The following is a 19,551-nucleotide window of genomic DNA, read 5'->3' on the forward strand; positions in this document are numbered from 1 at the left end:
TCGCACCCACCGGGCGAAGAGGTCTCCTCGTTTTCCCATGACCGGGGCTGGGCACCCGATGCCCATGGCGACGCGTCCGGTTCCGGTGCGAACCATCCTCGCCACCATCGGCCTTGTGCTCGCCACCTATGTCGTAATCGAGTTGGTGGTCCAGGCTCGCCGGGTCCTGATCTGGGCGGTCATCGCGATGTTCCTGGCCGTCTCCCTTCATCCGGCGGTCGAAGCCCTGCAGCGACGGGTGCCACGGTGCCGACGATCGGTGGCCGCCTTGCTGGTCTTCCTGGCCGCAGCCGTGGCCGTCGGCGCGGTGGTCGCCCTCTTCGTCATCCCGCTGGCCCAGGAGGGAAGCCGGTTCGCCGGTCGCCTACCTGCGATGATCAGGGACGCCCAGGCCGGCCGAGGGCCGGTCGGCAACCTGCTGGAACGGACGCACGCTCTGCAGTACGTCCAGCACCACCAGGCGCAGATCCACGCGTTCGTCACCGGACTGAGCACGCCCGTCGCGAAGTTCCTTCGCGGTGCAGCGAGCACCACGGCGGGAGCACTCACCATCTTCGTGCTGGCCTATCTGATGGTGCTGGAGGGCCCCAAGGCCATAAGACAGTTTCTGGCCCTGGTGGACGAGGCACCCGCAGCCCGCATACGCCGCGTCGGAGCCGCGTGTGCCCGTACCGTCAACGGCTATCTGACCGGCAACTTGCTGATCAGCGTCATCTGCGGGCTTCTCACCTACGTCGTGCTGCTGGTTTCCGGAGTGCCGTTCGCCGGACTGCTGGCCCTCTTCGTCGCCGTGACCGACCTCATACCCCTCGTGGGAGCCACCATAGGAGCTGTCGTCGCCTCCGCAGTGGCGTTCGTCCACTCCCTGCCGGCCGGCATCGGGGCCATCATCTTCTTCATCGTCTATCAGCAGGCCGAAAACCACCTCCTGCAACCGGTCGTCCTGTCTCGGACGGTGAAACTCAACCCCCTCACCGTGCTGCTGGCCACGCTGATCGCCGCCGAAGTCGCCGGGATCCTCGGTGCCCTGCTGGCGATTCCCGTCACCGGCATCATCCAGGCCGTCCTCGGTGACATCTGGGCTCACCGCAGCGGTCGGTCCCTGGGACTGCCAATGCGGGCAGACAACGGCTCTGAGAACGCCGACCGGCCCGATGCCCCCGGATGACGGCCCTGTGGAATCCGGCCGCCACAGGCGCAGCGAGAAGCCGCTCACCGGCCGACCGCCCGCAGAGGTGGATGGATGCCGCCGCTCGCCGACGCCCGGTCGATCCGGCTCCGCCGCTCAGTGCTGGACGTGCGGACGTGCGTGGAACAGGGGGCGTCGCTGGGGGGCCGTGCCGTCGGCCAGATGACCGATCTGGACACGTGTCCTGATGGCGCGGACCACTTCGGTCAGACCAACGACGATGGCCATGACGCCCACTACCAGCGTGAGTGTCGCTATGGAGGTGAACGGCATGACGATCATCACGATGCCGGCCATGGTGCCGATGATGCCGAATGCCACGTGCCAGCCGCGTGCCGGCATGGTCTGATCGGACGCTGCGGCGACCGTCTCCAAAGTGCCCCGAAGCAGCCAGCTGAAGCCGATCCACAGGGCCAGCAGGAAGACCGACTCCAGGGGGCCCCGGAAGCAGACCAGTCCCAGCAGGACAGAGACCGCGCCGGTGATGAAGTGCAGTACCCGAAGGTGCCGGGGGACGTGTGTACCGAAGGCGGCGGCGAGCTGGAAGACACCGGTGGCCAGCAGGTAGACGCCGAAGAGCACGCCGACGACGCGTAGCGTCTCGCCCGGCCAGACCAGCGCGATGACGCCCAGGGCGATGGTGGCGAGGCCCATGGTGAGCAGGATCTGCCAGCCCGCGTTCGCCAGGGCGGCGATGCCTGCGGCCGCAGGACCCACTTGTGGCTCGGTGCCACGCGGCGGAACGGAACCGGGGGGATCGGAAGGAGATGTCATGGCACCTACCTCCTTCTGCGAGCAGCGTGGTCACGTCACTACATGTCCATCGTCACCCGATCAGCCTCATGCCGCTCGGTGGGGGGCGCGGGTTCCGTGGCGCATGAGCACCTCGTCGAACACCCCCTCGATTACCAGCGTGAACAGCCCCGAAAACACCGCCCGCACAAGATCGTTGGCATTCCTCGCACACGAGCCTCACTACGTTCGTCACCACCGAGAGTGATAGGGCCGTTGATGAGAGCCTCCCGTGCGGTTCTTGCTGGGGCCCGTGATGCCCAATGCCGCCCGCGCGCGCGGGCTGGGGGATGCGTCAGCCGGCGAGGTTCTCCTTGACCCACTGGCGGAGGTCGGTCACGGGGATCGCGTGGCGTGCGTTGTAGGTGTCGTCCTTCGCCCACGCGACGCCGCGGCCCCGTGCGAAGACCGCGCGGTACTTCCGCGTCATGTTGTCCGGGTCGGCGGCCAGTTCGTCGAGCAGCGCCGGAACCGTCCACACCGCACGGCGGAAGGGACGTTCCAGCACGGTCTCGAGCGTTTCGGCCAGCTCACCGTAGGTGATGGTGTCACCGGCGAGGTAGACGATCTCGTTGCGGATGCGAGGTTCGGCGAAGAGGATGTCCGCGGTCAGGACGCCGATGTCTTCGGGCGTCGTCACGGTGACCGCCGTCTGCAGACTTCCCAGCGCGTTGACAGTGTCGTTGGGCAGGTCCACCATGCCCGAGCCGGGCTCGAAGAGGTAGTTCATGAACATGCCGGTGGAGATGATGACCCACTCGGTCTGGTCCTGGGACCGGAGCAGGTCACGGACGTCCAGCTGGGAGTCGAAGATGTCCTGCGGGCTTCCTCGGCCGATGACGTCGAAGTCGACGCCGAACTGCCACGGGAAGTACCGCGGGAGCCTCTCCTGGAGGGCGGCTTGGGCGACCTTCATGGGGGTCTCGAGGCCGGCTGTCGTCCGCCGGGTGGCGCGCAGCTTTCTTCACGCCGGCTTCGGCGTCATACCGTGGCTCGCCCTGTTCCTTCGCGTACTCGGTGACCGCGGCCTGGGCATCGCGGGCGAGGTCGCGCCAGGCCCGCGGCCGGTCCGGCCGACCAGTTCGGCGATCAAGGCGGCGTTGTAACCGCCTGAGCCGACCTCCAGGACATGGTGGCCAAGCCGGAGGCGGGCCGACTCCAGCATGACGGCCTGAAGCCACGGTGCGCTGACGGAGCTGCTGATGCGGGCGTCGGCCGTGTGGGGATGATGTCATCGGCGTACGCGGTCTGCACGGGCACTTCCGGCGCGAAAACATGGCGGGGAACCCTGCGCAGGGCGGTCTCCACAGCGGCGGTGCGGACGTGGCCGGCCACGAGAAGCTGATCGACCAGCCGGTGCCGCAGTGCACTGGGATCGTGTTCCTGAGCGGTAGTGGGGAGAGTCGCCACCCTGGGGTCTTTCGAGCGGGTCATGCGGGATCTGCGATGGTGGGGGAGCCGGGGCGGGGGACGGTGGTGCCGACCCGGCAGCCGCCTGGTGGTGGCCATCGGCCTGCCGCTGCCCGGCAGCCGCAACGACTGCCGGGCGTTCACGGAGTCCGGGGTCGACCGCGCCTGCCGCGGCACGCCCACCATCGCCGACGGCGGCTACCAGGGCACCGGCCTGCGCTGCATCACGCCGTCGGCTTCGCGAAGGAGTGCGGGGCCGTCCACGTACCCCGGCCCCGCCCAGCCGCCCGATGGCCCGAACTCCCGTGCAGGTGGCCAGCGTTCCGGGATCCTCACCCGACCATGACCACGGACCGCCCGCGTCAGACGAAGACCGAGATCAGCAGGGCCATCAGCAGCCCGCAGACGCTGACGAGGGTCTGGATCGCGGTGTGCGACTTCGTCGCCTGGCCGAGGGTCATGCCGAAGGACTCCTTGACCAGCCAGAAGCCGGCGTGGTTCACGTAGTTGAGACCGATCGAGCCCGCGCCGATCGCGACGACCAGCAAGGAGTTCTGCACGCCTCCGTCGCCCGCCATGGGGGCGAGGATGCCGGTCGCGGCGACGATGCCGACCGTCGCCGAACCGGTGGAGAAGGACAGGACCAGGGCGATCAGCCAGCCCAGCAGCAGGAGGTTGAGGTGCGCGCCGGTGGCGGCCGACTCGACGGCCTTGCCGATCCCGGTGTCCTCCAGCACCTGGTTGAACGCGCCGCCGCCCGCGATGATCAGCAGGATTCCGGCCACGGACTTGATGGCCCCGGTCAGCGACTCGCGCACCTTCTCCGGCGCGTGCCCGCTGCGGTAGCCGAGGGCGAACAGCGCGAACAGGAAACCGGCGAACATCGCGATCACCGGCTCGCCCGTGAAGGTGAGCACGTGCCGCACCGGACTCGATCCGGCGAGCGCCAGCTCGGCGACGGTGCGCAGCAGCATCAGCACCACCGGCACCAGCACCGACGCCAGGGCCCAGCCCAGGGCGACACCGCCGGTCCGCCCGGCGCCCGCCGCGCCCGGTCGCGCGGCGCCGCCCGCCGCGGACGACGTGTCCGCGTCCTCGGCCGGCGCCCTGCCGGTGAACTGCGCGACGAGTTCCCGGTCGGGGTGCACGGCCAGGCGCGGCGCGATCCAGCGGCCGTACAACGGGCCGGAGACGACGATGGTGGGCACCGCGCAGATCAGGCCGACCAGGATGGTGGTGCCGAGGTCGGCGTGCAGTCCCTGGACGCCGATGAGCGGGCCGGGGTGCGGCGGCACCATGCCGTGCAGCGTGCACAGCGCCGCGATGGTGGGGGCGGCCAGGTAGACATGGGCCGAGCCCTTGATCCGGCCGTCGGCCTGGAGCCTGCGCGCGACGCTGAAGATCAGCGGCAGCAGCACGATCAGACCGACCTCGAAGAACATCGGGATGCCGATGACGAACGCGGCCCCGGCCATGTACCAGGGCAGCGAGCGGGTTCCGGCGCGGTCCACGATCACGCCCGCGATCCGTTCGGTGGCGCCGGAGTCGGCCAGCAGACGGCCCAGCATCGCGCCGAACGCCAGGGTGATGCCGACGTTGCCGAGGATGTCCCCGGCGCCCTTCTCCACCGAGTCCGTGATCTGTTCGGTGGACAGGCCCGCCACCAGGGCGACGCCGATCGACACCACCATCAGCGCCACGAAGGGGTGGAACCTCAGCCGTGAGTTGATCAGCAGCACCAGGACGCCGATCGCCGCCGCGAGGGTGGCCAGCAGCAGCCACGCGTGCCCCGTCACGGCCGCCGCCCGGCGGCCGCGGCGGTACGGCGCACGAGGTGTGCGGGGCGTACCGGGCGTAGGGAGGCTGTGGCCGCCGGGAGGGGGCGGCGATGGGGGGCGGTGCCGGTGCGTGCGGTGCCGACGCGCCACGCTGCGCGCGGTATGAGCATGTGTTCTCCTGCGGTTGCGGCTCGTGCCGCGACGCCGCCGGCGACCCGACGGGCGCCGGACCGGTTCGGCCCGGCCGCGCCCCGTGGGGGCGCCCCGGTCGCGTCGCATGTGTTCCAGCGGGGAAGCTATGCGCCGGACCCGGCGGCTTTGAAGCATGCGCGCGTTACCCGCGAAACCGCCTTTCCGCGAGTTGTGCGCATTGTGCTCAGCGCTCGGCGGGGGAGCTACCGTAGGGCCGGTGAGACCCGCCCCGCCCCCGTCCGCCGCCGGCCGTCCTCAAGGACCGCCGGCGCGTCGGCGGCGCCGGGTCTGGCGGCGGCCGCGGCTGCGCACCCGTACGGTGCTGTTGCAGTGCGCGGTGGTCACCCTGGTGGTGAGCACCGCCTTCGGCGCCTTCGCGTACGACAGCGAGCAGCGCCTCACCCGCGAGTACCAGCAGCGGGCCCTCGCCGTCGCCCGGACCGTGGCCGGCGAGCCCGCCGTGCGCGCGGACGCGGACCGGTGGTCGGCCGCCGCCGAGCGGCCCGGCGGCGGCGCCGCACACGTGTCCCGCACCGTTCTGGCGGGCAGCCCGCTCAACGCGCGCGCCGAGGAGGTGCGGCGCGCGGCCGGCGCGCTGTTCGTCGTCGTCACCGACGACCGCGGCACCCGGCTGACCCACCCCGACCCCGCGCAGCTGGGCCGCCCGGTGAGCACCGACCCGTCGGTCGCGCTCTCCGGGCACGAGGAGCTGGCCCGCCACCACGCCCACCTCGGCGAGGAGGTGGTCGCCAAGGTCCCGGTGCGCGCCCCGGGCTCCCGCGAGGTGGTCGGCGAGGCGAACGTGGGCGTGTCCGCCGCGGCCGTGCAGGCCGCGCAGACGCGGGTCCTGCTCAGCGGCGTGGGCTGGCTCGTCGCGGCGCTGCTGGTCGGTCTCGCCGCGTCCGTGCTGCTGGCCCAGCGCTGGAAGCGGCTCACCCTCGGTCTCGAACCGGAGGAGCTGGCCACGCTGGTGCAGGAGCACGAGGCCGTGCTGCACGGCATCGGCGAGGGCGTCCTCGCGCTGGACGCCGGGGACCGGGTGACGGTCGCCAACGACGAGGTGCGCAGACTGCTCGGCGTGGACGCGGCGCCCGGCACACCCGTCGCCGAGCTGGGTCTGACCCCGCGGGTGCGCGCGGTGCTGCGCAGGCCTGCCGCCGGGCGCGCGGTGATGGCCGTCGTCCGCGAGCGGGTCCTTGTGGTGTCGGCGCGGACCGTGCGGCGCGAGGGACGCCGGCTCGGCACACTCCTCACCGTCCAGGACCGAACGGCGGTGGAGTCGCTGACCCGGCAGCTCGACGCCGTACGGACCATGAGCGGTGCGCTGCGGGCGCAGCGGCACGAGTTCGCCAACCGGCTGCACGTGCTCTTCGGGCTGCTGCGCTCAGGGCAGCCGGCCGAGGCCACCGGCTACCTGGAGGCCCTGCTCGGCTCGGGGCCGCTGGGCGAGACCCTGCCGGACTTCGACGACAAGGCCCTGCGGGACTCCTCGCTGCGCGCCTTCCTGTCCGCCAAGGCGGCCGCGGCGCGGGAGCGCGAGGTGACGCTGGTGCTGGGCGGCGGCACCTGGGTGCGCCGGACCGTCACCTCGCCCGTCGACGTGACCACGGTCCTCGGCAACCTGGTGGACAACGCCGTCGACGCCGCGCGGTCGGGACGCCGCGTTCCGCGCCGGGTGGAGGTCGAACTCATCGGTTTGGAGGGGGAGTTGCTGATCACGGTGGCCGACAGCGGGGACGGGGTGGACCCGGCGCGGCGCGCGGACCTGTTCGACGAGGGGGTCTCCACGAAGGAGCCGGACTCCGCCGCCCCGCCCGGACGCGGCATCGGGCTTCCGCTGGCCCGCCAGGTCGCCCGCGCCCGCGGCGGCGACCTCCGGCTGACGGACCCGGGCGCGCCGCCGCAGGCCGGGACGGGAGACGCGGCGACGGCTGACGGCCCTGGCACGATCGGCGGCGCGGCCGGTGAAGCGGCCGGCGAACCGGACGACCGGGTCACCGGCGGGGCCGTCTTCGTGGCGCGTCTGCCCGGTGTGCTCGCGGACGACGAGGACGCTCCCGGGACCGGGGGCGGCCCCGACGTGTCGCCCTCCCGTGCGGGCAGCGGTTCGGGGACGCCCGACGGAACCGCGCCGATCCCCCACCCCGGCCCCGGCCCCAGCACCGCGACCAATACCGCGACCGGAACCAGGAGCGGCACCGGAGCCGATACCGGGACCCGTGCGGGGGCGGACGCGCCTCGGATCCCCTCCTCCGCCCGTTCCGACGTCCCTCCGGAGTGCGCCACGTGAGCACCGGTCCTGCGTCCGCGTCCGCCGGTCCGGGGCGGCTGCTCTCCGTCCTGGTCGTCGACGACGACTTCCGGGTCGCCGGTCTGCACGCCGACGTCGTGGCGCAGACGCCGGGCTGCGCGGTCGCCGGCACGGCGCACGCGGCCGGTGCGGCGCTCGCGCTCCTGGAGCGGGCCGAGTCCCCGATCGACCTCGCGCTCGTGGACCTGTACCTGCCGGACCGGCCGGGGCTGGAGCTGCTGCGCGCGCTGCCCTGCGACACGTTCGTGCTCAGCGCGGCGGCCGAGGGGCGTACGGTGCGTTCGGCTCTGGCGGCGGGCGCGCTGGCGTATCTGATCAAGCCGTTCCCGCCGGACGAGCTGGGCCGGCGGCTGCGCGGCTATGTGCGCTACCGGCAACTGACCGACGCGGACACCGTGGACCAGCGGACTCTGGACGACGCGCTCGCCGCCCTGCGCGAGAGCGGGGACGGCGGTCGCCGGACCACCACCGCCGCGCACACCGTGACCCGGGAACTGGTGCTCCGCGCGGTCCGGGAGGCGGCCGGGCCGCTGTCCGCCGGTGAGGTCGCCGCGATGGTCGGCGTCTCCCGCGCCACCGCACAGCGGTATCTGGCCGACATGGTCGGCCGCGGCGCGCTGCGGATGCGCCTGCGCTACGGGGTGGCGGGGCGGCCGGAGCAGGAGTACCGCGAGCCCTGAGGCGCCGACGGGGCCGAGCGGTTCCCGTCGGCGGCCGAACGGTGGTGCTGGTCAAGGACGGCAGCCGGGGCGGGCTTTACCACGACTGGGTCTACGGGCACACCGGCTTCCTCTACCGGCACGGCGGCTACTGGTGGGACGGCACCGCCTGGCACCGGCCCGGCGTGGTCTTCGACAGCGCCTACGAACGCTACGACGCCCGCCCCGTCCAGGACGCGCTCACTGTCACGGCCGCGGACCTCCTGGTCCACCCCGCCGACCCGGGCAAGGCGAGTATCGCCACCATCGCCGGGTTCACCGCGCCCACTACGGTCCTGCCCAACTGGCGTGATCATCTGGCGCTGTGGGCGGAGCACCGCCGACGCGTGCCGGATGCACGGCCGTTGCACGTGTGCGTCCTCGACCTGAATGCCCCGAGCTGGAGCCGGGCCGTCTGGTGGACCGCGCCGGGCTGGCGAAGATCGCGAGCGTCGCCGAGGACGACCTTCCGGACCCGAGGTTCGAAGACCACAAGATGCCCGAGCCCCAGGCCCACGGCGCAGGTGGACCTCGCTGGTCGCAGGCCGTGGCCCGGGACTGGGCTGAACAGCATCACCGAGCCCACGGCCCCGGCGCGCTCCTCTCCGCCATCACATCTTTCGGCACCCCCGCAGCCCCAGGGGCTCGTCGCCGACCACAACCGCCTCACCAAGGTCATCCACGTCGACGGAAAGTAGACCGAGGAGGCAGCCAAGGTCCTTGCCTGGTGGCCCGCGGTCTCCCTCACGATGGGAATCGACAGCCTCGTCCCCATGTCGGCGCTGCGCACGACGCTGATCGAGGCCGTGTGGCTTCGTTCACTTCAAGCAGCAGCGTTTGTCCATCCGTTTGGGTGGCGGTGAGCGGTCGGCGGGGCCGTGGATGTTCACGAGAAATGACGTCAGTTCCCGTCCTTGAGCCCGCAGGGCGAAGCAATGCGGGTCGTGGCTCGTTGGAGGGGATGTGAGAGAAGAAGGACGTGCCTGAGCAGGTGGGGTGACCGGTCCGCGAGTCTTGATCGCTACCGAGCCTGCTGATTAGCTGGCCTGCATGACTGAGTTAGGACCTGTCGCCTGGCCACCTGCCCCGATCAAGACCGAGAGGCTCGTGCTCCGTGAGCCCGAGGCCCGCGACCGTGCGGCGGTCATCGAGTTGTTCACCTCGCCCGAGGTGGGCACCTATATCGGCGGCCCCAGACAGCGCGACGAGTTCGAGCGTGCGGTGCCCGAGACACCCAAGCGGCGCCCTGGCCTCTTCGTGGTCGATCTCGACGGGGCGATGATCGGGATCGTCACGCTTGAGCGGCGCGACCCGGAGCATCCGGTTCACGTCCGCCCCGGGGCCTCGGAGGTCGAGCTCGGCTACATGTTCCTGCCGCAGGCGTGGGGACACGGGTATGCCGCGGAGGCGTGCGCGGCGGCACTCGACTGGTGCGCCGAAGCGCTGCCCGGCGAGCCGGTGGTGCTCACCACCCAGACCGCCAACGAACGCTCGATGCGCCTCGCGGCGAAGCTGGGGTTCACCGAGGTGGAACGGTATGAGGATTGGGGAGCCGAGCAGTGGTTCGGCATGTGGTCCCCGGTCTCGCTGTCCGATTGAGGTCGTGTTCGGCAGTGTCCGCACTCATCGCGATGAAGCCGGGTGAGCGCGAGGAGATCAAGCGGGGTTCAAAGATGGGGTGGGACGGCCCGCCGCCCGTGAGGGCGGCGGGCCGTCGAGGTGGGGCCTGCAGGTGTCAGCCGGCCTTGGCGGGTTCCTCCACCCGGGCCCTGGTGGAGGCGAGCCGGTAGGAGTCGGTGCCGGTCTCGATGATCGTGCCGTTGAAGGTCAGGCGGTCGACGATGGCCGCGCAGAGCCGGGGGTCGGTGAAGGTCTTCGTCCAGCCGCCGAACGACTCGTTGGAGGCGATGGCGACGCTGTTCTTCTCCTCGCGCTCGGTCAGGACCTGGAACAGCAACTCGGCGCCGTGCCGGTCCAGTTCCATGTATCCCAACTCGTCGATGCACAAAAGATCGACGCGGCCGTAGCGGGCGATGGTCTTCGTGAGCTGCTTCTCGTCGGCGGCCTCGACCAGCTCGTTCACCAGTTTCGTGGCCAGCGTGTATCGGACCCGGTAGCCCTGCATAGCGGCCTCGGTGCCCAGGGCGATCAGCATGTGCGACTTGCCGGTGCCGGAGTCACCGATCAGGCAGAGCGGCTGCCCCTTCTTGATCCACTCGCAGCTGGCGAGCGTGTTGACGGTGGCCGCGTCGATGTTGGGGTTGGCGTCGAAGTCGAAGGCCCGCAGCGACTTCTCCCGCGGAAACCCGGCCGCCTTGATCCTGCGTTCCGAGCGGCGGCGGGCCCGGTCGTCGCACTCGGCCATCAGCAGCTCGGCGAGGAAGCCGCGATAGGTTAGCTGGTCCTTCACCGCCCGGTCGGCGATGTCGGCGAACTCCTTGCGGATCGACGGCAACCGCAGCAGACGGCAGGCGGTGTCGATGGCGGTGGTGGCGGCCTGCTCGGTCAATCCTCGCTGGCGGGGCAGGGTCACTGGGCTTCTTCCTCTCGGTGGGCGCCGCCGTCGGCGCGACGGCGTCGGAGCAACTGGTCATAGGGGGTCACCGAGGGCAGCGGCCTGGTGTCCGGCGGAAGGTGGGACAGCTTCCACTCATGCAGGAACGTCACGGTTCCCGATGGCTGTCCCGCTTCGGTGCCCGACGGGCCAAGGACAGCAGGTTCGTCCTCGGCCTGGGCGGCCTTGCGGGCCTCCAGGGCGACCGCGTCCGCGGTCAGGGCCCCGGCCCGCAGGGCGGTAGCCAGGCCGGCGACCAGGTACTCGTGCGGGATGTGCCTGCCCAGCAGCAGCACCTCGATCAGGGCCCGGGTGCCGTCCCGCTCGCCGTGGACCTTCTGGGCCTGGGTCCACCAGGCGTCATGGACCGGGGTGAACCTGCCTGCGGAGCGAGCTTGTTCGAGAGCGGTGGCGCCGGGAAAAGCGCCCGGCTTGCGGATCAGGGCTTCCAGGTAGTGGTCCAGATCCAGGCGGCAGCCGCCCTTGGCGATCAGCCGCTCATGCCGGGCCACTTCCACGTTCTGGTCGTAAACCACCAGGTGAGAGGCGTGCAGAACGACCCGGACGCGTTTGCCGATCAGGCGGACCGGCACCGAGTAGCGGTTGGTGCGGACGGCGATCTGGCTGTAGCGGTCGACCCTGGGGGTGAACACCCGCCCGGTCTCGAACGGTTCCTCCGGCAGCGGCATCAGCAGCGGCTGTTCGACGGCGAAGTACTCGTCGATCGTCCGTGGCCGCGAGCCGATCCGGCGCCGGCCGTCGTGCAGGTCCCACTGCTCGACCATCTCGTTCAGCTCCGCCAGCGAGGCGACCTCCGGCACCGGGGTGAAGTGGTTGCGGCGGAAGTAGCCGATCTGACCCTCGACACCGCCTTTCTCGTGGGCGCCGTCGATGCCTGGGCGGCAGTAGAAGCTCTCGATGCCGAAGTGCGATCGGAAGGCGATCCACCGGTCGGTCTCCACCCTCGCCCGGCTCAGCCCCAGCACCTGGGCGACGGCGGCCTTGAGGTTGTCATAGCGCACTCGCCCCCGCGGGACACCGCCCAGCGTCCGCAGCGCGTGCACGTGCCCCTCGAAGAAGGCTTCCTGACCAGCGGAGGCGAACACTCGGTGGACGGCCTTGCCCGAATACGACAGGCGAAAGGAGAACAGGTAGCAGGTCACCAGCTCGCCTGCCAGACGCACGGCCACGTCGCCGAAGTCGACCTCCGCCTCCATGCCGGGCGGATGGGTCTGCGGGATGAACGCCTCGATGGGCGCCTTGCCCGCCTCCACCGCGATCTGCGGCTTCCGGTCGGCGACATAGCGCCTGACCATCGGATAGGACACGTCGGCGCTGTGTTCCTCGATCAGCCGGTGGAAGATCCGGGTGACCGTGTGCCGCTGCTTGCGCGGCGCGTCCAGGTCCGCCCTAAGGATCCCGTCGATCACCGCCTTGTACGGATCCAGCGCCGACGGCCGCGGCGGCAACGGCTTGCGCGGCTCCGGCCAGGCCGAGTCCAGAGCCTTGCGCACCGTCCGCCAGGCAACGTTGTACTTGCGCTCCAACTCCCGCATCGTCACGCCGGCCCGGTGGTCCCGCCGGATCGCCGCGTACAGCTCGACCTTCGACATCTGCGGCATGACCAGGGCCTTTCACCGGGAACACCCCGATGCTGTCCTGGCAAGCCCCCCACTGCCTTCAAAACTCGTGAACATCACCCGACCGTGGAAACGGGCGCCTCCCAAACCCGTGTACAACCGCCGTCACGACTCGTGAATAAAGCCAGCCGTGCTCTCCCATCTGGCCACAGGCGTCAAGAAGGGGAGGAGCGGAATCCGGCTCGGCACCCTCTACCGCGACGTGGTCAAGGTCTTCGACTGGTACGTCCAGCGAAAGCCGGATCACACCGCAGGACTCCTGAGCGAGATTCGCCTGGACGCCCGCACACAGCTGGACGCGGATCCGGAAACCGTCGGGCAACTCGTCCGCCGATCCCTCCACCACGACAGCGCGCTCGGCGAGGAGACCATCAACGCGCTTCTCGACATGGCTCTGCCACCATCCGCGCACTCCTCCGAGAGCTAGCCGGGAAACTCCAGCCGATTGCGCCCCGCCAGGCCCGGCCCAGCGAGTGGCCCGATGGGGAACCGGCGGCCTCCAGACCACCGGGCCCCGTGGGGACGGGCCCAGGCCGGCCGCCCAGTCTGCCTGAACCAGCTCGTCGTCGGCCTCCCACACCTCAACCGCTCGGTTGCGCTGCCGGGGTGATCTGCCCTCCTCCGCCGCGCCCGACAACGGATCAACGTGCTGTTCGCGATGCTCCGCGACGGCACCTTCTACGAAACCAGAACCCCACGTCTCGCTTGACGGAAGACATAGAGGCACCGCCGCGCTGTACCCGGGCAACACGGCCCCTCACAGCACCTCAGTCCGGCTCGCTGTAGGGGCGGCGGAAGACGGGCGCCTGACCACTGCCCCACGGGCGTACGGCCGCCAGCGCCTGAGTTACCGCAGACTCCAGTGGGCCGCTGGTGTCGACCGGGACTGCCTCGGGCCACGGCGGCTCCTCGGCAGCCATGGCGGTGGCGATGTCAGGGCCGGCGTCGGAGATGCCCGGGCCGCGCGTGCTCAGGCGGGCCGTCGACAGTTCGCCCGGCACCTGGCAGTGGAGGGCCACCAGGTCGGCGCTGGTTCGTTCGGCCACACACATCGCGGCTTCGCGCTGTGCGGCATCCGTCCACGTGGCGTCGAGGACAACCGATTCACCGGCGGAAAGCAGTGCGGCCGCGCGGTCGAGCAGGGCGGCGTAAGTCCTGGCCGTCCACTCGGGCGTGTACAGCCCTTCGCCATAGCCCGCCGCTGCGGACTGCTCCGCCGGGATGCCCGCCAGTTCCTTGCGCATGCGGTCACTGCTGAGCAGAGTGACCCCCAGACGGTCGGCCAGGGCTCCTGAGAGAGTGGACTTCCCACTGCCCGGCAGCCCGCCGACCAGGATGAGGCCGACGGCGGAGGTGCGCAGGTGGCGCAGCGCCATGGAGGCGAGCCGCCGCGCCGCGGCTTCTGCGTTGGGCGCGCCCTGCCGGGCCTGGATCACCGAGACCTTGGCTCGGACGAAAGCGCGGTAGGCGACGTAGTGGTGCCACAGGGACGGGGGCGCGAGGTCCCCGGAGTATTCGCCATACCGGGCAAGGAAGTACGCCGCGGCTTCCCCGGCTCCGAGCTGTTCCAGGTCCATGGCGAGGAAGGCGGCATCGTCGAGGCCGTCGACATAGCGGAGGTGGTCGTCGAATTCCAAGCAGTCCAGGATGCGGGGGCCGTCGTCGAGGCAGAAGACGTCCTCGGCGAGCAGGTCACCGTGCCCGTCGACCACCTGTCCCTGCTCGATGCGGGTGTCGAACAGCCGCTTGCGACCGGCCAGATAGCGGCGCACCAGCCTCTCGATCTCTGTCAGGCAGCCGGCCACGGGGCCGTCCGTGGTCAGTGCCCGGACCTGCGCGAAGCTCGCCTCCCATCGTGCCGACAGCGCGTCCCGCGTGCCCTGCTCCTCCACGTCGCGACCACGGGGCGCGTGCGCGTGCCATGCCGCCAGTTGCCGGGCGATGCTGCGAAGGACGTCGTCCACGACAGCCCCCGCCCGTACGAGATGGGAGAGGCGGCGCTCCTCCGGCATGCGACGCATCACCACGAGTGGTTCAGGTGATTCCCCGTCAGGACTGCGGAACTCACCGAGTCCCACGTAGACATCGGGGGCGAACCTGCGGTTGAGGGCTATCTCGCGCTCGCATGCGGCTCGGCGGGCCGCGACGGTGGTGTAGTCCAGGAACCCCAGATCGACCGGCTTCTTGAGCTTGTAGGCTCGGTCGCCGACGAAGAACAGCGTCGCGGTGTGGGTCTCGCACACCGCGGCGCGCGACGGCGGCTCCCCGTCGCGCGGAACACTTGACCGCAGAGCGGAGACGTCGGCACACGGCTCGTGGAGACCGGGCTCAGTCATGAGGAACCACGGCGACCGGGCAACGTCCATGATGAACGGCGGCCTGCGCCACCGGACCGAGATGGGGCACCAGACCGGCACGGTGCCGACGCCGGCCCATGACCAGCAGTGAGGCGCCCTCCGCAACCTGTACGACGGCCTTGGCCGGGCTTTCGAGACGGATGCTGTCGGCCACGTCGACCTGCGGGTACTTCTCCCGCCACGGTTGCAGCGCTGTGCTCACCTGCTCGTGCGCGTCTCGGGTCCTCTCCTCGCTGAAACGGTGGTCCACTCCCCAGGGCGTACGTGCGTGAAGCGGCACGCTGCGGCCGTGGACGGCGAGGACGGGAAGGTCCCTGGCAGCAGCGGTACGGAAGGCGAAGTCGAGGAGGTCCTCAGGCGATCCGTGCAGTTTCAGGGCCACAACGACACGGCCCGCGGCGGTGCCGGGGCCCTGCTCTTTCCGGGGTTCGGCGCGCACCAGCACCACGGGCCGCTCGGCCCGCGCCACGACGGGCATGCTGACGTCCCCGAGGAAGTAGCTCTCCACGGACTCGAGTCCCCGGGAGCCCAGGACGACCATCTCCGACTCGGAGGCCGCTTGCAGCAGGGCGTGCTGGGCGTCGTCGGCGACCAGGCTCTTGTCGATGGCCAGGCCCGGGTGGCGGGCCCGGAGTTCCGCCTGCGCTGTGTCGACGAGACGCTTCGCCCAGTAGTTCTGATCCACTTCCGCGGGGAGACAAACCGGTTCCGGGGCAAGCGTCGGCCACGCGTGCAACAGCCGGAGAGCGAGCTTTCGCCTGTCGGCCTCTTCGGCGGCCCACCGGGCGGCGGCCAGACTCTCGGGCGAGCCGTCGAGGCCCACGGTGACGACTGGTGGCACGGCAGCGGTCTCCGTCTCGTAAGAGGCTGGAGGGAACGGCGAACGAGTCCGATCGCGTGGACGGTCCGGACATTCGCCTGGATGGGCGGCGAGGTTCCCCTCTTCAAGGGTCTCCCGGTCCTCGCCATGGCGCATGTGGACGCCGACGGATCCGAGGTCGGCCTTGAGGCCGTCGACTGGGCCGCCGACGAGGCGGGCCGGCCCGGGATCTCGCTCCACCTGCTGCACGCGGCGGCCGGTGAGCGGGAGGCGTCCGCCGCCACGGAAGGTCGCGCTGTCACCCGGCGGACACGAACATGCCGGAGATCGGCGACGAACTGGCGGCAGGCAGGGCCCTGGTGGATCTCGCCCATCAGCTGCTGGAGACCACCGAACGCGACATCCAAGGCATGGCCGCCACACGGCCCGGCACCCGGCGGAGCGCCGGACAACCTCTGTGACTCCGGGGCGCTTCACAGGGTCTCGTCAGGTGTGTCCCGCGCGTCGTCCGTCCGAAAGCCGAGCTGCGCGCTGACCGAGACCACGCCGTCGACGCCCCGGCACAACTGCTCGATGACGGGGATCAGACTCCTGTACTCCACAGTGCCCGCAAGGACGACCCGCCCATCGCGCACCTCCGCGGTCACGTCCCGGGGTTCGAGCCTCAACGTGCGCCGCAGAAGATCTCCGGTGATCTCCTCGCGGATGGCCTCGTCACGGCGGAGGAAGACCCGCAGCAGATCACCGCGGCTGACGATGCCCAGCAGCCGATCGGCTTCGTCGACCACGGGCAGGCGTTTGACATTCTGGATTTCCATGAGGCGGGCGGCCTCGACCACGGTCCACTCGGGCCGTGCACACACGGCGGGAGCGGACATCAGTTCCTCGGCGCGGGATCCCTCGGCCTTGGCGCGTTCCCAGGCCTCGAGATGCGGGATGGGAGTCCTGCCGGACGGGTCGGTCTGGTCGGCACTCTTGCGCAGCAGGTCGGCCTCGGACACCACGCCCATCGGGCGGCCGAGCTCGTCCACCACCGGTACGGCGGTGACCCCGTTCTCCTCCAGGAGCCTGACGAGCTCCTTGAACGGCGTGTCGGGCCGTGCCCGGACGACGTCCCGGGACATCAGCTCCTCGACTGTTCGGTGATGCATCGTGCCTCCCGGGTGCGGGACGCCCACCTCGCGGATACGGGACCGCCGCCCCGTGCGGTGGTGCGGCCCGCGTGGCAGGTTGGATACAGCACCATTCTGAGGAGAGGGCGGCGATCATGCGAGCTCACCTCGGCGATCAACTCGTCATCGAAAGCCCCGCGGCCGGCGGTGCCAAGCGCGACGGCGAGATCGTCGGACTGCACCACGACGACGGAACACCCCCCTACGACGTGCGCTGGTCCGACACGCACAATGTGACGCTCGTGTTTCCAGGGCCGGACGCCCACATCCGCCATCTCGAACACGAGCAGCCTGCGGGAGCGGACCAGGTATCGCCGGCAACCGGCGAGGCGGTGACCGCCTCCACGACGACCAGGCCGACCGGGGCGGACACCCCGGTGGGATCGGCCGGCGGGTGGCCGTCGAACGCCGAAGGCGGGGACTGAGCCGAGAGGAGACGGCCGGCCGCGCGCGAATGTCGCCCTACTATTTGGCCTACCTGGAGGAACAGCCCGGCGATCCGAACTTGGCGACGCTCATCAGGCTGACCGACGCGCTGGGCACCTCGGTCGCCGCGCTGCGTGGCGAAGGCATCGATCTCCCCCCGGTCAGGGCCACGCACTGCTTCACCCCCGGCTTCGGGACCTGAGCCCGCAGGAGTGCCGCACCCTGCTCTCCACGCACGGGGTGGGGCGCGTCGCGACATCGACGTCCGAGGGCCGTCCGGCGGTCGTCCCGGTCAACTACGAATGCGTCGATGACGCCATCGTCTTCCGGACCGCGCCCGACTCTATGACGGCGGCGGCAGCGGAGACCGAGGTCGCCTTCGAAGCCGACCACATTGACGACGCTCTGAGCCAGGGCTGGAGCGTGCTCGCCGTCGGGCCGGCACGTGTGGTGACGGACCCGGAGGCGGTACGCGGGCTCGCCCAACGCGCGCACACCACGCCGTGGGCAGGCGGCGAGCGCGAGATGTGGGTGTCGATCGAGCCCACAATCCTCACGGGCCGCCGGATCACGCCTGCCGATCAATAGACATTCATGGCTCGGACGAAGGGCTGTCCGATCCACGCCCCGCGCGCTCCCCCCCATCGGCTACCACACCGGCACCGGCAATGACTCCAGGGTCACTCGGCGGGGCCGGGGGCTCGTCGGCACGTGCGCCGGAGCCGCGGGTCCGCCGCGGGGCCGGGGGCGCCGCCCGCGGGCGCCGAGCGCGAGAGCGCGCCGGTGGCAGAGCACACCGAGACGGGATCCGGTCTCACTTCGTGGGCGATCGCCCCGTTCGTGCTGACGGTCGCCGTCTGGCTGCTCGGCCGCGCCGACCTCGGCCACGGTCCGGCCCTGGGTGGTGGCTGGACGGCAGCCGCGCCGTGGCAGTCCGGCTTATGCGAGGTACCTCAGCCGGCCGGACTGCCGCGCGGCGCGTGGGCCGGTCTCCGGGTGCGGACAGGGCTGTCAGCGCAGCTGGTTGAGTGCCTTCTGGAAGGCGGCGGCGTGCCTGGCCTCGTCGGCGGCGGTGTCGCGCCAGAAGCGAGCGGCGGCGGTGTCGCCTACGGCGGTGGCCCGCCGGGCGAACCCCGAGTACACGGTGGTCGCCTCGTTGTGCTCCCCGGTGATGGCCGTGCGCAGGTTCTCCCTCGTCGTGCGGACCAGTCCGGCCAGGATTGCCTCACCGGCGAGGTGCTCGCGCAGTTCGACCTTGGCGGTGCCCTCCCACAGGCGGGCCAGCGCCGTGTTGCCGGTCTGCCGGGCGTGGGCGGCGAAGAGCATGTACTTGGCGTGGGCGAGCGCCTCGCCGTGCAGGGCGGTGTCCAGGTTGGCCTTGGTGCGGGCGGCCTTCACCTTCGCCGGCCCGGCGGGCACCGCCACCACGTCGGCCTTCATTGGTGCCGGGATGGTGCCGTGTCCGGTGGTGACGGCCGTGAGGGCCGTGCGGAAGGCGTCGCGGTGGCGGCCCTCGTCCGCGGCGAGTTCGCTGAAGAGTTTCGCGGCCTCAAGGTCCCCGTCCGCCCGGGCCTGCTCGGCGAAGCGGCGGTACATGACCTGGTGCTCGTAGGACTCACCGCTGATGGCCTGGCGCAGGTTGGCCGCGTTTGACCCGACGGTTCCGGCCAGCGTGGCCGCCTCGCGCAGGTGCTCGTTCAGCTCGGTCTGCGCCGTGCTTCGGAAGAGCTTGCCGAGGGCAGGCAGGCCCTGGCGGTCGGCCTCGGCGGCGAAGAGACTGTAGGCGGCGTAGGCGTAGGCCTCGCCCTTCATCGTGGTGGTCAGGTCGGCGAGCGTCTGCTCGTGGAGAGCTCGGGCGGCGGTGTGCGGCATGGGAGACGGCGCACCCCCGGCCGGCGCGGCCACGGCCGGCGCCGCAGGCGCGGCCGCGACCAGCGCGCACAGACCCACTACAAGCGTACGTGTCGAATGGCGGAACACGATGTCCTCCTTCCGGGGCACACCCCTGTGGGTGCGCACGCCCTCCACCTCATGCCACCCGTGCTTGCACACCACCGCCCCTTCACGTCACCCATCCGAGTGAACACGGAGAGTAGTTGCACGTCCGAGGGGGCGACGGGTCAACGCTGACCGCGGTCGCGGGCTGACCGGATCCCGGCCAAGAACTCGTACGTGGACCCATGCGTGCAGAGGCCTGCCGCGCCGCGAGGTG

The 19,551-nt window shown here is 71.0% G+C and carries 17 protein-coding genes and 2 pseudogenes; 9 read left to right on the forward strand and 10 right to left on the reverse strand.

Going from position 1 to position 19,551, the window contains the following annotated elements:
- Positions 1-64: 64 nt before the first annotated feature.
- The gene (locus ACSP97_RS32960; RefSeq protein WP_440555680.1) at positions 65-1,168 is read left to right on the forward strand and encodes an AI-2E family transporter; all 1,104 of its coding nucleotides are present in this window, start codon (positions 65-67) and stop codon (positions 1,166-1,168) included.
- A 117-nt stretch (positions 1,169-1,285) separates the two neighbouring features.
- Here the strand turns inward: ACSP97_RS32960 and ACSP97_RS32965 are convergent, their stop codons facing one another.
- The 3 genes from ACSP97_RS32965 to ACSP97_RS32975 all read right to left on the reverse strand — a co-directional run bounded on the left by ACSP97_RS32965 (position 1,286) and on the right by ACSP97_RS32975 (position 3,146).
- A complete protein-coding gene (locus tag ACSP97_RS32965; RefSeq protein WP_440555683.1) occupies positions 1,286-1,963 on the reverse strand; it encodes an HdeD family acid-resistance protein in 678 nt (225 codons plus the stop codon).
- A 313-nt stretch (positions 1,964-2,276) separates the two neighbouring features.
- Positions 2,277-2,897, reverse strand: coding sequence for an NmrA family NAD(P)-binding protein (locus ACSP97_RS32970; protein ID WP_440555685.1), 621 nt, complete (start codon positions 2,895-2,897; stop codon positions 2,277-2,279).
- 48 nt (positions 2,898-2,945) lie between these two features.
- The gene (locus ACSP97_RS32975) at positions 2,946-3,146 is read right to left on the reverse strand and encodes a hypothetical protein (RefSeq protein ID WP_355146938.1); all 201 of its coding nucleotides are present in this window, start codon (positions 3,144-3,146) and stop codon (positions 2,946-2,948) included.
- A 324-nt stretch (positions 3,147-3,470) separates the two neighbouring features.
- Between ACSP97_RS32975 and ACSP97_RS32980 the strand changes: the two are divergent.
- Positions 3,471-3,638: pseudogene (locus ACSP97_RS32980) on the forward strand (IS5/IS1182 family transposase); the annotation flags it as partial.
- A 115-nt stretch (positions 3,639-3,753) separates the two neighbouring features.
- Here the strand turns inward: ACSP97_RS32980 and ACSP97_RS32985 are convergent.
- Entirely contained in the window at positions 3,754-5,187 is a 1,434-nt protein-coding gene (locus tag ACSP97_RS32985) for a GntP family permease (RefSeq protein WP_440555687.1), read from the reverse strand.
- Between the two features lie 391 nt (positions 5,188-5,578).
- Here ACSP97_RS32985 and ACSP97_RS32990 point away from each other — a divergent pair, with 391 nt between their 5' ends.
- The 4 genes from ACSP97_RS32990 (at position 5,579) to ACSP97_RS33005 (ending at position 9,969) form a co-directional block, all read left to right on the forward strand.
- Positions 5,579-7,651: an ATP-binding protein gene (locus tag ACSP97_RS32990; protein ID WP_440555689.1), complete on the forward strand. Its 2,073-nt coding sequence runs from the start codon at positions 5,579-5,581 to the stop codon at positions 7,649-7,651.
- Positions 7,648-8,352: a response regulator gene (locus tag ACSP97_RS32995; RefSeq protein ID WP_440555691.1), complete on the forward strand. Its 705-nt coding sequence runs from the start codon at positions 7,648-7,650 to the stop codon at positions 8,350-8,352. The genes ACSP97_RS32990 and ACSP97_RS32995 overlap by 4 nt, the downstream gene beginning before the upstream one ends.
- Positions 8,353-8,393: 41 nt before the next feature.
- On the forward strand, positions 8,394-9,068 hold the full coding sequence (locus tag ACSP97_RS33000) for a hypothetical protein (protein ID WP_440555693.1): 675 nt from the start codon (positions 8,394-8,396) through the stop codon (positions 9,066-9,068).
- Positions 9,069-9,420: 352 nt separating this feature from the next.
- On the forward strand, positions 9,421-9,969 hold the full coding sequence (locus tag ACSP97_RS33005; protein WP_440555695.1) for a GNAT family N-acetyltransferase: 549 nt from the start codon (positions 9,421-9,423) through the stop codon (positions 9,967-9,969).
- A gap of 136 nt (positions 9,970-10,105) precedes the next feature.
- On the opposite strand, the gene istB is transcribed toward ACSP97_RS33005, so the two are convergent.
- Together istB and istA are read right to left on the reverse strand one after the other, a co-directional pair.
- A complete protein-coding gene (gene istB, locus ACSP97_RS33010) occupies positions 10,106-10,903 on the reverse strand; it encodes an IS21-like element helper ATPase IstB (protein ID WP_440555697.1) in 798 nt (265 codons plus the stop codon).
- Positions 10,900-12,537, reverse strand: coding sequence for an IS21 family transposase (gene istA, locus ACSP97_RS33015; protein WP_440558507.1), 1,638 nt, complete (start codon positions 12,535-12,537; stop codon positions 10,900-10,902). Before istA ends, istB begins: the two co-directional genes overlap by 4 nt.
- A gap of 157 nt (positions 12,538-12,694) precedes the next feature.
- Between istA and ACSP97_RS33020 the strand changes: the two genes are divergently transcribed.
- Positions 12,695-12,991: a hypothetical protein gene (locus tag ACSP97_RS33020; protein ID WP_440555699.1), complete on the forward strand. Its 297-nt coding sequence runs from the start codon at positions 12,695-12,697 to the stop codon at positions 12,989-12,991.
- 340 nt (positions 12,992-13,331) lie between these two features.
- Here the strand turns inward: ACSP97_RS33020 and ACSP97_RS33025 are convergent, their stop codons facing one another.
- Together ACSP97_RS33025 and ACSP97_RS33030 are read right to left on the reverse strand one after the other, a co-directional pair.
- Entirely contained in the window at positions 13,332-14,900 is a 1,569-nt protein-coding gene (locus ACSP97_RS33025; protein WP_440555701.1) for an AAA family ATPase, read from the reverse strand.
- Positions 14,893-15,762, reverse strand: coding sequence for a universal stress protein (locus tag ACSP97_RS33030; RefSeq protein WP_440558508.1), 870 nt, complete (start codon positions 15,760-15,762; stop codon positions 14,893-14,895). Before ACSP97_RS33030 ends, ACSP97_RS33025 begins: the two co-directional genes overlap by 8 nt.
- Positions 15,763-16,058: 296 nt before the next feature.
- Here ACSP97_RS33030 and ACSP97_RS33035 point away from each other — a divergent pair, with 296 nt between their 5' ends.
- Positions 16,059-16,202, forward strand: a complete 144-nt coding sequence (locus ACSP97_RS33035) for a dsRBD fold-containing protein (RefSeq protein WP_355528995.1) — start codon at positions 16,059-16,061, stop codon at positions 16,200-16,202.
- 12 nt (positions 16,203-16,214) lie between these two features.
- On the opposite strand, the gene ACSP97_RS33040 is transcribed toward ACSP97_RS33035, so the two are convergent.
- Positions 16,215-16,892: a CBS domain-containing protein gene (locus ACSP97_RS33040; RefSeq protein ID WP_440555703.1), complete on the reverse strand. Its 678-nt coding sequence runs from the start codon at positions 16,890-16,892 to the stop codon at positions 16,215-16,217.
- 116 nt (positions 16,893-17,008) lie between these two features.
- On the opposite strand from ACSP97_RS33040, the pseudogene ACSP97_RS33045 reads away from it, so the two are divergent.
- A pseudogene (locus tag ACSP97_RS33045) lies at positions 17,009-17,927 on the forward strand (pyridoxamine 5'-phosphate oxidase family protein).
- A gap of 423 nt (positions 17,928-18,350) precedes the next feature.
- Here ACSP97_RS33045 and ACSP97_RS33050 read toward each other — a convergent pair.
- Positions 18,351-19,211 (reverse strand): ferritin family protein, encoded by an 861-nt coding sequence (locus ACSP97_RS33050; RefSeq protein ID WP_358274869.1) that lies wholly within the window; start codon positions 19,209-19,211, stop codon positions 18,351-18,353.
- Positions 19,212-19,551: the final 340 nt, after the last annotated feature.

Source organism: Streptomyces sp. SCPE 10 (assembly GCF_051980735.1).
In the GTDB taxonomy this organism is placed as follows: Bacteria; Actinomycetota; Actinomycetes; order Streptomycetales; family Streptomycetaceae; genus Streptomyces; species Streptomyces misionensis.